14 protein-coding genes and 2 pseudogenes are annotated in these 12,432 nt (G+C 63.6%); 8 read left to right on the forward strand and 8 right to left on the reverse strand.

Features of this window, described 5'->3' with window-relative positions; all coding sequences use genetic code 11:
* Positions 1 to 27: 27 nt before the first annotated feature.
* Together AS156_RS46090 and AS156_RS46095 are read right to left on the reverse strand one after the other, a co-directional pair.
* Complete coding sequence (locus AS156_RS46090) at positions 28 to 423, reverse strand: enolase C-terminal domain-like protein (protein ID WP_430641810.1); 396 nt, start codon at positions 421 to 423, stop codon at positions 28 to 30.
* A pseudogene (locus AS156_RS46095) lies at positions 374 to 976 on the reverse strand (mandelate racemase/muconate lactonizing enzyme family protein); the annotation flags it as partial. The pseudogene AS156_RS46095 and the gene AS156_RS46090, both read right to left, overlap by 50 nt.
* Here AS156_RS46095 and AS156_RS44760 point away from each other — a divergent pair.
* On the forward strand, positions 975 to 1,169 hold the full coding sequence (locus AS156_RS44760; protein WP_245313015.1) for a hypothetical protein: 195 nt from the start codon (positions 975 to 977) through the stop codon (positions 1,167 to 1,169). The pseudogene AS156_RS46095 and the gene AS156_RS44760 overlap by 2 nt on opposite strands.
* 87 nt (positions 1,170 to 1,256) lie before the next feature.
* Here AS156_RS44760 and AS156_RS22565 read toward each other — a convergent pair whose 3' ends face one another.
* Both AS156_RS22565 and carA read right to left on the reverse strand, forming a co-directional pair.
* Positions 1,257 to 1,754, reverse strand: coding sequence for a PaaI family thioesterase (locus tag AS156_RS22565; protein ID WP_066508865.1), 498 nt, complete (start codon positions 1,752 to 1,754; stop codon positions 1,257 to 1,259).
* A gap of 165 nt (positions 1,755 to 1,919) precedes the next feature.
* Positions 1,920 to 3,113, reverse strand: a complete 1,194-nt coding sequence (gene carA / locus AS156_RS22570) for a glutamine-hydrolyzing carbamoyl-phosphate synthase small subunit (protein WP_066508828.1) — start codon at positions 3,111 to 3,113, stop codon at positions 1,920 to 1,922.
* 161 nt (positions 3,114 to 3,274) lie between these two features.
* Between carA and AS156_RS22575 the strand changes: the two genes are divergently transcribed.
* From AS156_RS22575 to AS156_RS22585, 3 genes are all read left to right on the forward strand, one after another.
* Positions 3,275 to 3,976 (forward strand): alpha/beta fold hydrolase, encoded by a 702-nt coding sequence (locus AS156_RS22575; RefSeq protein WP_066508830.1) that lies wholly within the window; start codon positions 3,275 to 3,277, stop codon positions 3,974 to 3,976.
* A 136-nt stretch (positions 3,977 to 4,112) separates the two neighbouring features.
* On the forward strand, positions 4,113 to 4,568 hold the full coding sequence (locus AS156_RS22580; protein ID WP_066508832.1) for a GatB/YqeY domain-containing protein: 456 nt from the start codon (positions 4,113 to 4,115) through the stop codon (positions 4,566 to 4,568).
* A 15-nt stretch (positions 4,569 to 4,583) separates the two neighbouring features.
* Positions 4,584 to 5,051 carry a hypothetical protein gene (locus AS156_RS22585; RefSeq protein ID WP_066508835.1) on the forward strand — a complete coding sequence of 156 codons (468 nt, stop codon included), beginning with the start codon at positions 4,584 to 4,586 and terminating at the stop codon, positions 5,049 to 5,051.
* 150 nt (positions 5,052 to 5,201) lie between these two features.
* Here the strand turns inward: AS156_RS22585 and AS156_RS22590 are convergent, their stop codons facing one another.
* Positions 5,202 to 6,164 (reverse strand): MBL fold metallo-hydrolase, encoded by a 963-nt coding sequence (locus tag AS156_RS22590; protein WP_082747679.1) that lies wholly within the window; start codon positions 6,162 to 6,164, stop codon positions 5,202 to 5,204.
* A 167-nt stretch (positions 6,165 to 6,331) separates the two neighbouring features.
* Here AS156_RS22590 and AS156_RS44765 point away from each other — a divergent pair.
* The coding region (locus AS156_RS44765) for an AMP-binding protein (RefSeq protein WP_245313010.1) at positions 6,332 to 7,057 on the forward strand (726 nt) is incomplete at its 3' end.
* A gap of 3 nt (positions 7,058 to 7,060) precedes the next feature.
* Positions 7,061 to 7,942: pseudogene (locus tag AS156_RS44770) on the forward strand (AMP-binding enzyme); the annotation flags it as partial.
* Between the two features lie 180 nt (positions 7,943 to 8,122).
* Here AS156_RS44770 and AS156_RS22600 read toward each other — a convergent pair.
* The 3 genes from AS156_RS22600 to AS156_RS22610 are packed head-to-tail and all read right to left on the reverse strand — an operon-like array spanning position 8,123 to position 9,445.
* Positions 8,123 to 8,638, reverse strand: a complete 516-nt coding sequence (locus AS156_RS22600) for an SRPBCC family protein (protein WP_066508869.1) — start codon at positions 8,636 to 8,638, stop codon at positions 8,123 to 8,125.
* Between the two features lie 32 nt (positions 8,639 to 8,670).
* The gene (locus AS156_RS22605) at positions 8,671 to 9,138 is read right to left on the reverse strand and encodes an SRPBCC family protein (protein ID WP_066508839.1); all 468 of its coding nucleotides are present in this window, start codon (positions 9,136 to 9,138) and stop codon (positions 8,671 to 8,673) included.
* Positions 9,131 to 9,445 (reverse strand): ArsR/SmtB family transcription factor, encoded by a 315-nt coding sequence (locus tag AS156_RS22610; RefSeq protein ID WP_066508843.1) that lies wholly within the window; start codon positions 9,443 to 9,445, stop codon positions 9,131 to 9,133. Before AS156_RS22610 ends, AS156_RS22605 begins: the two co-directional genes overlap by 8 nt.
* A 120-nt stretch (positions 9,446 to 9,565) precedes the next feature.
* Between AS156_RS22610 and AS156_RS22615 the strand changes: the two genes are divergently transcribed.
* Positions 9,566 to 10,999 (forward strand): LVIVD repeat-containing protein (locus AS156_RS22615; protein ID WP_066508871.1); only part of this gene is annotated, 1,434 nt, incomplete at its 3' end.
* 803 nt (positions 11,000 to 11,802) lie between these two features.
* Complete coding sequence (locus AS156_RS22625) at positions 11,803 to 12,420, forward strand: LysE family translocator (protein WP_066508845.1); 618 nt, start codon at positions 11,803 to 11,805, stop codon at positions 12,418 to 12,420.
* Positions 12,421 to 12,432 lie beyond the last annotated feature (12 nt).

The raw sequence follows: 12,432 nt of genomic DNA on the forward strand, positions 1-12,432 counted from the left end.
CCGCTTCACACTTTTCCGGATCGTGCTTTAGATTTTGAACTTCAGCACGTCGTCCTTGAATCTGAGCCCGTGTCCGGGCCGCTCCGGCGCCGTGATCATGCCATTGGCAATCTGCGGCGGATCGACCCAGAGGTCGTCGATCAGCCCCATGTTCTCGCACCAGATCCCGTTGGGAATCGAGGCGAGCAGGTGCACATTGAGTTCGGGAAACAGATGCGGCGCGATGGTGACGCCGAAAGTGTCCGCAAGCGCTGCGATCTTGCGCAGGTCCGTCATGCCGCCGCGCATCGGGTCGGGCTGCAGGATCGGCAGGCAGGGATTGAGAAAGAACGGCCTCAGATCGTAGCGCGTGAAGTGGGTCGGTCTCGCCGCCGACGACGCGCATGTCCAGCGCCGCCGCGATGCGCTGATAGCCGGCGAAATCGTCGGCCGGTACCGGCTCCTCGAGCCAGTAGATGTCGTACTTCTCGAACTTGCGTCCCATCTCGATGGCGACGTCGGCGCTCCAGCCCATGTTGACGTCGATCATGATGTCGATGTCGGGCCCGAGAGCCTCGCGCATGCGGCGTACATTGTCGAGGTCTTGCGCCGGCGTGTGGACATGCGCGACCTGCATCTTGATCGCCTTGTAGCCCTGCTTCACGAAATGCAGCGCTTTCTCGATCATCCCGTCGCCGCCGGCGCCGCGGAAACAGCCGGAGCCGTACACCGGGATTTGCGAGCGATAATGCCCCCACAGCCGGTGCAAAGGCAGGCCGGCGCGTTTCCCCACCGCGTCCCATAGCGCGATGTCGAGCGCCGACATCGCCATCGCAGCGATGCCGCCGCGGCCATAGGTCATTGTTGCCGTCCACAGGTCACGCCAGATCGCCTCGATCGCGGTGGCGTCCTTGCCCTTGACGCGCGGGATGATGCATTCGTCGAGACAGGCCGCGATCGATTTCATCCCCGGTCGGAACACGAACAGATAGCCCATGCCCGTCACGCCGCCTGATGTCTCGACCTCGCAGATCAGAATGTCGCGCGTGTCGCCCAGCGCGGCCCCCTTCAGCCAGGGATCGTCGGCCCACGGTAGCCGCAACATCGTCACGCGGATGTCGCGGATGGTCATGTCTGAAGCGGCTGATGCCATCGGGTTTCCCCTTTTCGGCCGGATCATGTTTGTCTGATCTCGGACCGGGAAACTCAATCACATGATGCTGCCGCTGATCCAGCGCCGTTCGTCATGCCTCCAATGCGCGAAGCTGCGATTGCCTTCAGGCGGTCTTCGGCAGTTCAAACACCAGGCAGGTGGTGGTGGCATGCGCCAGGAGCTTGCCCTTGTCGTCGGTGATCCGCGCCTCGGCGGTCGCGGCGCGGCGGCCGACATTGAGCGTGCGGCCCTCGGTGCGGATCTTGCCGGTGTCCTTGGTCATGCCGCGGATGAAGGAGATCTTGAACTCCATCGTGGTGTAGCCTGAGCCCTTCGGCAGCGTGGACTGCACCGCGAGCCCCATCGCGGAGTCGAGCAGGATTGCGGCGTAGCCGCCATGCACCGAGCCGATCGGATTGTAGTGGCGCAGTCCGGGCACGCTGTGGATCACCACATGGCCTGCCTCGGCGGTGCAGTCGAACGGCTCGACGGTCTGCATGATCGGCGGCTCGGGCAGGGTGTGGGCAAATATCCCGCGCACAAAGTCGAGGCCCGACATCGATGCCATCACCTCCATCGAGGTGACGCCGTATTCGGTCTTTGCGGTCGGGTTCTCGGTCATATTGGCATTTCCTGTGATTTGGCAGTCGCCATGCGAAGGCGCCTCGGTGCCCGTCGGTGTTTGCGGGACATGACGATCCGTCATGCCCGGACTTGATCCGGGCATCCATCTCTTTTCTTCAAGGGATGGATTGCCGGGGCAAGCCCGGCAATGACGAATGCGGATTTACGCCGCGCGCTTGTTCTGTCGCATCAGGTCGGCGAAGCGCTGGAAAAGGTAATGCGAGTCGCGCGGGCCGGGTGAGGCTTCGGGATGGTACTGCACCGAGAACACCGGCCTGCCCTCGAGCGCGATGCCGCAATTGGAGCCGTCGAACAGCGAGATATGCGTCTGCGTCGCGCCATCAGGCAGCGTCGCCTGGTCCACCGCGAAACCGTGGTTCATCGAGGTGATCTCGACCTTGCCGGTGGTCTCGTCCTTGACCGGATGATTGGCGCCGTGATGACCCTGATGCATCTTCATGGTCTTGGCGCCGACGGCGAGGCCCAGCATCTGGTGGCCGAGGCAGATGCCGAAGGTCGGCGTGCCCGACTCGATCACCTTCTGGATGACAGGCACGGCATATTTGCCGGTCGCGGCCGGATCGCCGGGGCCGTTCGACAGGAATACGCCGTCCGGGTTCATCGCCAGGATGTCCTCGGCGGGGGTCGTTGCCGGCACCACGGTCACCTTGCAGCCGATGCCGGCGAGCAGGCGCAAGATGTTGCGCTTGATGCCGTAGTCGATCGCGACCACGTTGAATTCGGGGGCGGCCTGCCGGCCAAAGCCCTGCTGCCAGACCCAGGGCGTCTCGTCCCAGGTGAAGCGCTGGCCGGAGGTCACCATCGGGACCAGGTCCATGCCCTCGAGGCCGGGCCATTCGCGAGCCTCTTCCTTCAGCCCGTGCAGATCGAACTCGCCGTTCTTCGCATGCGCGATCACGGCATTCGGCATGCCCTTGGAGCGGATGCGCGCGGTCAGCGCGCGGGTGTCGATGCCGGACAGGCCGATGATGCCGCGCGCCTTCAACCACAGGTCGAGATGGCGGGTGGCGCGGTAGTTCGAAGGATCCGTGATGGCGGTGCGCAGGATCACGCCGCGCGCGCCCGGCGTCGCCGCCATGTTCACCGTCTCGATGTCGTCCTCGTTGGTGCCGACATTGCCGATATGCGGGAAGGTGAAGGTGATGATCTGGCCGGCATAGGACGGATCGGTGAGGATCTCCTCATAGCCGGTCATCGCCGTGTTGAAACAGACTTCGCCGACGGCGTGGCCTTCCGCGCCGAGGCCAAAACCTTCCAGCACGGTGCCATCGGCAAGCACAAGGAGCGCGGTCGGTTTGTGGTCCGGCCAGGCGGGAGCGTTTTCGGATGTTGTCATGAGCGCTTTAAATAGACGCCGCACCCTGCGGCGTCAAAGCGAAAGGCCGCGGATTCACACCGCGTTGCCGGCCGATTTGACAGGCCGGAACGGCCTTTTAATCTAAAGTTCCCCAAGCAGGCCGTTTGCTTGTCGAAAATGACCCGGTTCGGAGCCAACGCATGGACAACACGATGCCGATCCTGCTCGTCCCGGGTCTCATCTGCTCACCCCGGATTTTTGCCCCTGTCATACCGGCGCTCTGGCGGCTCGGGCCGGTGACGGTCGCCAACCACGTCAGAGACGACAATATGGGGTCGATCGCGCGCCGGATCCTGGCCGAGGCGCCGCCGCGCTTCGCGCTCGCCGGGCACTCGATGGGTGGCTACATCGCTTTCGAGATCATGCGCCAAGCACCCGAGCGCGTCGCCAGATTGGCGCTCATGAGCACCCAGGCCCGACCCGACACGCCGGAAGCGACGGCACGCCGCCGCGGCATGATGGAGCGTGCCAGGAACGGCCAGTATCGGAGCGTGGTCGACGACCTGTTTCCGGGCTTCGTCCATCCGTCGCGGCAAGGGGACGCAAGCCTCCGCCAGATCGTCGACGATATGAGCGATGATGTCGGCGCGGAGGCCTTCATCCGTCAGCAGATGGCGGTGCTGAGCCGGCCGGATTCGCGGCCGAGCATGGCGTGGATCAAATGCCCGACGCTGGTCCTGACCAGCGATACCGACAACACCGTGCCGAATTTCCTGTCGGACGAGATGGCAAGCGGCATCCCCGGGGCGAAACTCGTGGTCCTCTCCAATTGCGGTCACCTGCCGCAACTGGAACAGCCGAAGGCCTGCGCCGACGCACTCGTTGAATGGTTGCGGGCCTAAAGCGTTTTCAGGCGAAGCCTGCCCCGCGCGATGCGGGGTCGACAGCGGTCCGCGTGACGAAAACGCGTCCAATCAAGAGTTGTTCTGCCATCGCAAACTGCCTACATGAGAGGATTGCCAGTTTAAGGACACCAGGATGCTGCGCGACGACATTAACAATGCGGTCAAGGAAGCCATGAAGGCGAAGGACGAGCGCAAGCTCTCCACGCTGCGCATGGTTAATTCGACCATCAAGAATGCCGATATCGACGCGCGCGGGCAGGGCAAGCCGCCGCTCTCCGATGCGGACCTGCTCGGCGTGCTGCAGAAGATGATCAAGCAGCGCCAGGAATCGGTCGAGCTCTACGACAAGGGCGGCCGCGCCGAGCTCGCCGCCCAGGAGCGCGAGGAGATCGCGGTGATCTCGGCCTATCTGCCGAAGCAGATGTCCGACGACGAGGTGAAGGCTGCGATCGCAGCCATCATCGGCGAGACCGGCGCCGCCGGCATCAAGGACATGGGCAAGGTGATCGGCGCGCTGAAGGCGAAATATGCGGGCCAGATGGATTTCGGCAAGGCCAGCGGCCTCGTGAAGGCCGCGCTCACCGGTTAGCAGGGGAGGCCTCCGGTGTTTCGCGTCACGGCGGACAGTCTGGAGGCCTATCTCGCATTCGATCCGGATCGCACCGCGGATCTCGAAAAGCTGCATGCCGTCTTGCGCAAGGCGGCGCCTTCGCTCAAGCGGCACTTCCATGAGGGCACACCGGCGGGCGAAGCCGGCATGCGCATGAAGATGATCGGCTATGGGCAGTTCCGCTATGCGATCAAGCCCGGCAAGACGACGTTGTGGCCGGTGATCGGCGTCGCGCTGCAGAAGAATTACATCAGCGTCTATGTCACGGTCACACGGAGCGGCAAGCCGCTCGTGTCCTGCTATGCAGGCGAGCTCGGCGCGCTGCGGAGCGGCGGCAACAATTTCAGCTTCGAGACCTTCGAGGACCTGAACGCGCCGGAGGTATCGGCGCTGTTTGCCGAGGCGGCCGACATCTTCAAGGCGGACAAGGAAAACCCGGTCCGCTATATGCAGGGCGAGTGAACGCTGATGCGATCACCGCGCCCTAAAGCATGATCCGGAAAAGTGTGAAGCGGTTTTCCCTCGCGACAACCGCGGAACGCGTTTGCGCGGAGATCATGCTTAAACAATAAGCTAAAGCGCGATGACGATTCAACCTGATCTCATCGCGCTTTAGAGCTCCAGCAGGTCGTGGCCGACAACGAGATTTCCTGAAAAATACGGTCGCACCGCCTCGAACCAGACCTCGTCCTTGAGGAAGGGATAGCCGCCGGGAACGAAGTGCGACAGCACGAGCGTCTTGACTCCCGCTTCGGTGGCAATGCGGCCGACCTGTTCGGTCGTGGTGTGGCTCGCCAGCAGATGTTCGCGCAACGTCTTGGCATTCGGCTCGGTCGCGATCAGTTGGTCGAGCGATGGCAAGTGCATGACCTCGTGGACCAGGACGTCGGCACCCTGCGCAAGCTTGACCAGGTTCTGCGATGGCCTGGTGTCGCCCGAGATCACGATGGAGCGGTCGGGACAATCGAAGCGGTAGGCGAACGCCGGCTCAACAGGCGGATGCTGCACCAGGGCCGCCGTGACCTTGACGTTGTCGTCCTGCATGACGAGCCCGCCGGCGCTGATCTCATGCGGAACGATCAGGTCTTTCAGCGGCGGGCGCCCTTCGTCGGCGATGCGGGTACGGATGTCATAATCGTTGAGGGCGAGAAACAGCCGGGTCATCTCCACAAGCGGCGGCGGCCCGTAGGTATCGACGCGCTTGGCGAGATCGGTCGCCCACGCCAGGAGCAACAGATTGCCGTAGTCGGCATTGTGATCGGAATGGTGGTGCGTCAGAAACACGGAATGGATCGACGCCAGCTTGAGCTTTGCCAGGATCATCTGACGGGCGACGCCATTGCCGCAATCAATCACGTAGGACGTGTTGTTGACGACAATGACCTGTGCGGGAGCCGCCCGATTGGGCTTCGGCGTGGGCCCGCCGGCGGTACCCAGCAGGATCAGGCGCGATTTCGGCTTTGCATCGGAAGCCGGCTTCGCCGTTTCATCGGCGGCAAACACACGAGAGAATGGTGCTGCTGCGGCCAGCGCCGCAGTGCTGCGAAGAATGGTGCGGCGCGTCATTCGCGGCATGAGACGATCCCCCTCATGGTTTGTAGCGTCCCCTATAGTGGTGCGGAGACGTGTGCATCGTGAATTGCCCTGGGATAGCTGAACGTGAAGTGCTCGCAAAGCGCCTCTCGAAAAATCTGTGGTTCGGGTAAGGTCGGGTTTCCTGACATCCGACCGCGCGGATACCCATGCTGACTGAAGCCGCCACTTACGACGAGCTCTACCGCAACTTCCGTTGGGAAGTCCCTGAGCGCTTCAACATCGCCACCGCCTGCTGCGACCGTTATGCCGACGGCACCGGGCGGCTCGCGCTGGTTTATGTCGACGAGGACGGCGGCACCACGCGCACCTCGTTCGACGAAGTCGCGGAGGCCTCGCGCCGCTTTGCCAATGTGTTGAAGTCCGATGGCCTCGTCCGGGGCGACCGCGTCGCAGTGTTCCTGTCGCAATCCCTTGAGCTGCCGGTCGCGCATCTTGCGGCGTTTCGTTCCGCAATGATCTCGATCCCGCTCTTTGCGCTGTTTGGCGAGGATGCGCTGGAGTTCCGCCTGTCGAACTCCGCCGCCAAGGCCATCATCACCGACGAAGCCGGCTGGGAGAAGATCGCCAGGATTCGCGACCGTCTGCCTGACTTGAAGACGGTCTATATCGTCGGCGAACGCATGCCTCCGGGCACGGCGTCGTTCTGGAGCGCGATCAAGTCTGCCTCACCCGAATTCGTCACCGCCGACACCTCGCCCGACGATCCCGGCCTGATCATCTACACCTCGGGTACCACAGGAAATCCAAAAGGGGCGCTGCACGCGCACCGTGTCGTGCTCGGCCATCTGCCCAATGTCGAGATGTGCCACAATTTCCTGCCCAGACCCGGCGACCTGATGTGGACGCCGGCGGACTGGGCCTGGATCGGCGGGNNNATCAACGGGCTGTTCGCGTTCTGGTATCACGGCATCCCGCTGGTCGGTCACCGCGCGCGCAAGTTCGAGCCGCAAGCCGCGATGCAGATGATGGCCGACCTCGGCATCCGCAATGTGTTCCTGCCGCCGACCGCGCTGAAGCTGATGCGTCAGGCCAATGTGAAGAATCCCGGCGTCAAGCTGCGCAGCATCTTCACCGGCGGCGAGTCGCTCGGCGGCGAACTGCTCGGCTGGGTGCGCGACACCTTCGGCATCGATGCCCACGAGGTGTTCGGCCAGACCGAATGCAATCTCGTGATCGGCAGCAACTCCAACTTGTTCCCAATCCGCCCGGGCTCAATGGGCCGCGCCACGCCAGGCTTCGACGTGCGCATCGTCAACGACAAGGGCGACGAGCTGCCGCGGGGCGCGCGCGGCATCATCGGCGTGCGCCAGCCGTGTCCCTGCACCATGATCGAATACTGGGGCAATCCGGAGGCGACCGCGAAGAAGTATGCCGGCGAATTCCTGCTGACCGGCGATCTCGGTGTGCAGGATGAGGACGGCTATTTCTGGTACGTCAGCCGCGAGGACGACGTCATCACCACCGCCGGCTATCGCGTCGGCCCGTCCGAGATCGAGCACACGCTGATGAAGCATCCGGCGGTCGCGATGTCCGCCGTGGTCGGCATTCCCGACCCGATCAGGACGGAATCGATCAAGGCCTGGATCGTGCTGCGGCCGGGCTTTGCACCGAGCGATGCACTGGCGCGCGAGATTCAGGAATTCGTTAAGGTGCAACTCGCCGCCCACGAATACCCGCGCTTCGTGCAATTCGCCGACAGCCTGCCGATGACGGCAACAGGGAAGGTGCTGCGGAGGGAGCTGAGGGCGCTGGGGTAGGTCGTTCTCTCCATCGTCGTCCCGGGCAAGCGCAGCGCGACCCGGGACCCATAACCACAGGGAGTAGTTGTTGCGCGGTGCTGTGGCCTCAGCGAACTCTGATCACGCAATGCGGTGGTTATGGGTCCCTGCTTTCGCGGGGACGACAGCAGCATACAGGGTGCCCGCGCGCCGCAGACCTCAAGACGGCATCGGGATTCCCAATTCCTTCAGCGCGGCCAGCATGCGCTGCGGCGGTTGCATCGGGATCACCATGGCTTGGCCGGTTTCCAGCAGGCTCTTCAGGCTGGAGAGGATCGCGGGCCAGCCGGTTCGTCCGCCGGACAGGATATCGTCGCTGATCGGGCGGTCATGCGACTGCAGCAGCGTCAGCCTCACGCCATCGCCGGCCGGCTCGATCTCGTAGGTGACGAGCGTCGGCCCGAGCTTTTCGATCAGCTGCGGCCAGTTGACGTTGAAGGTGACGGTGAGCCGCCGCAACGGATCGCACTCGATAACCTCTCCGGAAATATGCAGCGCGCCGTCGGGCGTGCGCACGACGTAGGCGCCGCCGACTTTCAGGTCGACCTCGACCGCGTTGCCGGAAAAGTATCTCCGGCTGAACTCGGCCTGGGTCAGCGCTTGCCACACCTTCTCCGGGGTGGACGCGATGTAGATGGCGTAGACGATTGCCGGTTTGAATTTCTCGATGTTCATGTCCGTGCGTACCCTCCGATAGATATTCATGGTTATTCGAAGCCTTCGATCCCGAGCGCCCGCGGCGGGATCGGAGGGACCTTGCCGGTTTCGAGCAGGCTCTTGAGCCCGGACAGGATCGCTGGCCATCCCTTGGAAATGCCGTCGAGCAGCTTGCTGCTGACGCCGAAGCCTTCATGCGTCACGGTCAGCTTGACGAGATTGTCGAAGGGTTCGAGCGTAAAGACGACCTTCGTCGCCGGCTCCTTGCGCATCTCCTCGTCGGCCTCGTGCTTGAACGTGTAGGCGAGGCGCCGCGGCCGGTCGGCGACCAGGATCTCGCCGGTGTCGGTCGTCTTGCCGCTCATCACCAGCGCGAGCGGCGAGCCGACCTTCCAGTCGGATTTCAACTCGGTGTCGAACCAGTATTGCCGCGTGAACTCGCTCTTGGTGAGCGCGTCCCACAACTTCTCCGGCGTGGTCTCGATGTAGGTGACGTAGATAAATTCCGGCTTACTCATCACGCTTCTCCAATTGCCGTTTCAATTCGCTGAGCGCGACCAATTTTCCGCGCTCGAATTTGCTGATCCACCGCTCGGCGATCTGATGGATCGGAACCGGGTTGAGATAGTGCAGCTTCTCGCGGCCGTGCTTGATCGTGCTGACCAGGTTGGCCTCTTCGAGAATCCCAAGGTGCTTCGTGACGGCCTGACGCGTCATGTCGAGGCCGTCGCAGAGTTCGTTGAGGGTCTGTCCGTTTCTGGCGTGAAGCCGGTCCAGCAGCGTTCGCCGAGAGGCATCTGCAAGGGCTCTGAACACCTCATCCATGGATCGGATCATAGGCAACCAAATGGTTGCATGTCAAGAGCGTGTGTTTGGACCCTTGATTCCCCGTGCTATCGTGCTGTCAGCCAACGAAAGATTGGTTTGGAACAAGGGGTGGTGCGCATGGGTGGTCGCGTTACGGCGGTTTGCTGCACGGCGTTGTTGGTTCTGTTCACGAGCAGCGCCCATGGCCAGCAGCAGAAGATCGGCGACCCGCCCGAAGCCTCCAACATGAAGTTGGTCGGATACAACGATCTGCAGGCGCGCAGCGCCTATCAGCCGACCATTCATCACCAGGGCGATAGGTGGATCGCTTATATCGGCCATCACGGCGGCACCGACGACGTTCCCGATCCCGTCAATCCGATGACCGGCAAGGCCGAGCCGAACGGCACGTCGATCGTCGACGTCACCGATCCCGCGCATCCGAAATATCTGCGGCACATCCCGGGACAGGAAGGCAAATATGAATCCGGCGGCGCGCAGATGGTGCGCGTCTGCGACGGCAAGGATCTGCCGAAGGGCGATCGCAATGCGGTCTACATGCTGCGCGCGGTTGGCAGCGAAGGGCATGAGATCTGGAATGTTGCCGATCCTGCCAATCCTGTTCTCGTGACCCACATTGGCGAGGGCTTGAAGGACACGCATAAGAACTGGTGGGAATGCGATACCGGCGTCGCTTACCTCGTCTCGGGCGCGCCTGACTGGCGCACGCGGCGCATGACGCAGGTCTACGACCTCTCCGATCCCGCGCATCCCGTGAAGATCAGGGATTTTGGCCTGCCGGGACAGGAGCCCGGCGCGACCGGCGCGGTGCCGACCGAACTGCACGGACCGATTTCGACCGGGCCGAAAGGCAATCGCGTCTATTTCGGCTACGGCACCGACAAGGGCGGCTTCCTGCAGATCGTCGATCGCGACAAGCTGCTGCACGGGCCGAAGGAGCCGACGCCAGAGAATCTGAAATTCCCCGAGATCGCGCGGATGCCGCTGTCGGCGCTGAACGGCGCGCATACGGTGTTTCCGATGCCTGACATGCCGATCGCGGAATTCGCCCATGACAAGGACGGCCAGCGGCGCGACATCGTGATGATCGTCGACGAGGCGATCCAGAACGAATGCGGCGAGGCACGGCAGATGGTGTGGTTCGCCGACGTCACCACGGAAGCTCGGCCGATGGTGATCTCGAGCTATACGGTGCCGGAAGCGAGCGGGAACTTCTGCGAGCGCGGCGGGCGGTTCGGCTCGCATTCGTCGAACGAGAGCATGGCGCCGGTCTACTACAAGAAGATGGTGTTCATCGCCTTCTTCAATGCCGGCGTCCGCGCGCTCGACATCCGCGATCCCTATCACCCGAAGGAAGTCGGCTACTTCATTCCCTCCATCACCTCGGCGACCGACAAGCGCTGCGTCACCATCGACGGCAAGGCGCGCTGCAAGGTCGCGATCCAGACCAACAATGTCGAGACCGACGATCGCGGCTACATCTATGCGGTCGACCGCGCCAACACCGGCCTGCACATTCTCGAACTGACCGGCCCGGCGCGCGCCGTCGCCNCCTGCCGTGAGCGCATCGTGACGCGCCCGTGGCCCGTGATCGCGGCGATGTTCCTGGCGCTCGGCGGCGCCTCGGCCGTCGCCGGCTACGAAATGGCGCCGCCGCGCACAGGCGAGTGGCACGAGATCGCCTGGCCGTTTCCGCGTGACGGCTGGCCCGCCGGCCGCGCGTTTCGTTGTGCTCCTGCGGATTGCGGCGCCGTTCTCGAGGTCTATGTCCGGCCCAAGCTCGGCTTCTGCAACTGCTCGACCGGCGTCGCCGATGACGACGAGGTCGACCGCGTCGCCGATGTCGACATGATCAGCGCACAGTTCAGGCCGCTAAAGGCGGGCGATGTCGTTGATGTCGCCGACATGCAGGGGCGGATCAGGGCCTATGATATCGAGATGCCCGGCGGCAAGCGCACCGCCATCGGCATCGCGGTGTCGCATCGCTGCGACCTGTTGGTGGCAGCGGCGCAGGGCAGGGGCGACGCGGCACGGATGAGGAGCGAGGTGCTGGCGTTTCTGGGGGCACGAGCGATCACGAAATGGATGATGGCTGCGATGAACGGCGATTAAGTCGCACGGCGCTTCTTCACCTCTCCCGCCTGCGGGGAGAGGTCGGATCGCGCTTGCGATCCGGGTGAGGGGCACAGGTCTGACCGTTCGCACCGCCTCGCGGAGAGAGTCCCTCACGCCGACCCTCCAAGAGCGAGCTTCGCTCGTCTCGACCCCCGCAAGAGCGGGGCGAGGGAGCAAGGCAGTTCCCATCCGCCTCTCTCACATGCATAATGTCGGCAACAACTGGAAGAACCCTCCCAATGTCCATGCAAGCCTATCTCGCTTTCGTCGCTGCCTGCATTGCGCTCGCGCTGTTGCCCGGTCCGATCGTCACGATGGTCATCGCCAACGGGCTGCGCTACGGCACGCGCGCCGCGCTCACCAATGTGCTGGGCGCGCAGGTCGGGCTGACGATCGTGATCGGCATCGTCGCCGTCGGCCTGACCTCGATGATGGCGACCATGGGTTACTGGTTCGACTGGGTGCGCTTCGCCGGCGCCGCCTATCTGGTCTGGCTCGGCATCAAGCTGATCCGCGCGCCGATCGAGGGCATCAGCACCGAAGAGACGCCGCCGCCGCCGCGCGGCGGCTTCTTCCTGCAGGGCTTCCTGGTGCTGCTGTCGAACCCCAAGGTGCTGGTGTTCTTCGGCGCCTTCATCCCGCAGTTCATGGACATGAGCAAACCCCATGTCCCGCAGGTGGCCTTGCTCGGTGCCACCTTCATGGCGACCGCGGTGTTGACCGATGGCGCCTATGCGCTGGCGGCCGGCCGCGCCCGCAAATTCTTCTCCAAGGAGCGGACACGGCTGATGTCACGCATCTCCGGCGGCTTCATGATCGGCGGCGGCATCTGGCTGGCGCTGACCCGCGCGCGGTAAGGCGCGGGGCGG

This window comes from Bradyrhizobium macuxiense, from assembly GCF_001542415.1.
Lineage (GTDB): Bacteria > Pseudomonadota > Alphaproteobacteria > Rhizobiales > Xanthobacteraceae > Bradyrhizobium > Bradyrhizobium macuxiense.

Excerpts from the sequence above, each read along its gene's own strand:
- AS156_RS22610 (WP_066508843.1), bottom strand. The coding sequence starts at position 9,445 with ATGGATGAGGTGTTCAGAGCCCTTGCAGATGCCTCTCGGCGAACGCTG.
- AS156_RS44760 (WP_245313015.1), top strand. The coding sequence starts at position 975 with ATGCCCGTCACGCCGCCTGATGTCTCGACCTCGCAGATCAGAATGTCG.
- AS156_RS22580 (WP_066508832.1), top strand. The coding sequence starts at position 4,113 with ATGCTGCGCGACGACATTAACAATGCGGTCAAGGAAGCCATGAAGGCG.
- AS156_RS22625 (WP_066508845.1), top strand. The coding sequence starts at position 11,803 with ATGTCCATGCAAGCCTATCTCGCTTTCGTCGCTGCCTGCATTGCGCTC.
- AS156_RS22575 (WP_066508830.1), top strand. The coding sequence starts at position 3,275 with ATGGACAACACGATGCCGATCCTGCTCGTCCCGGGTCTCATCTGCTCA.
- AS156_RS22600 (WP_066508869.1), bottom strand. The coding sequence starts at position 8,638 with ATGAACATCGAGAAATTCAAACCGGCAATCGTCTACGCCATCTACATC.
- AS156_RS22565 (WP_066508865.1), bottom strand. The coding sequence starts at position 1,754 with ATGACCGAGAACCCGACCGCAAAGACCGAATACGGCGTCACCTCGATG.
- AS156_RS22590 (WP_082747679.1), bottom strand. The coding sequence starts at position 6,164 with ATGCCGCGAATGACGCGCCGCACCATTCTTCGCAGCACTGCGGCGCTG.
- AS156_RS22605 (WP_066508839.1), bottom strand. The coding sequence starts at position 9,138 with ATGAGTAAGCCGGAATTTATCTACGTCACCTACATCGAGACCACGCCG.
- carA (WP_066508828.1), bottom strand. The coding sequence starts at position 3,113 with ATGACAACATCCGAAAACGCTCCCGCCTGGCCGGACCACAAACCGACC.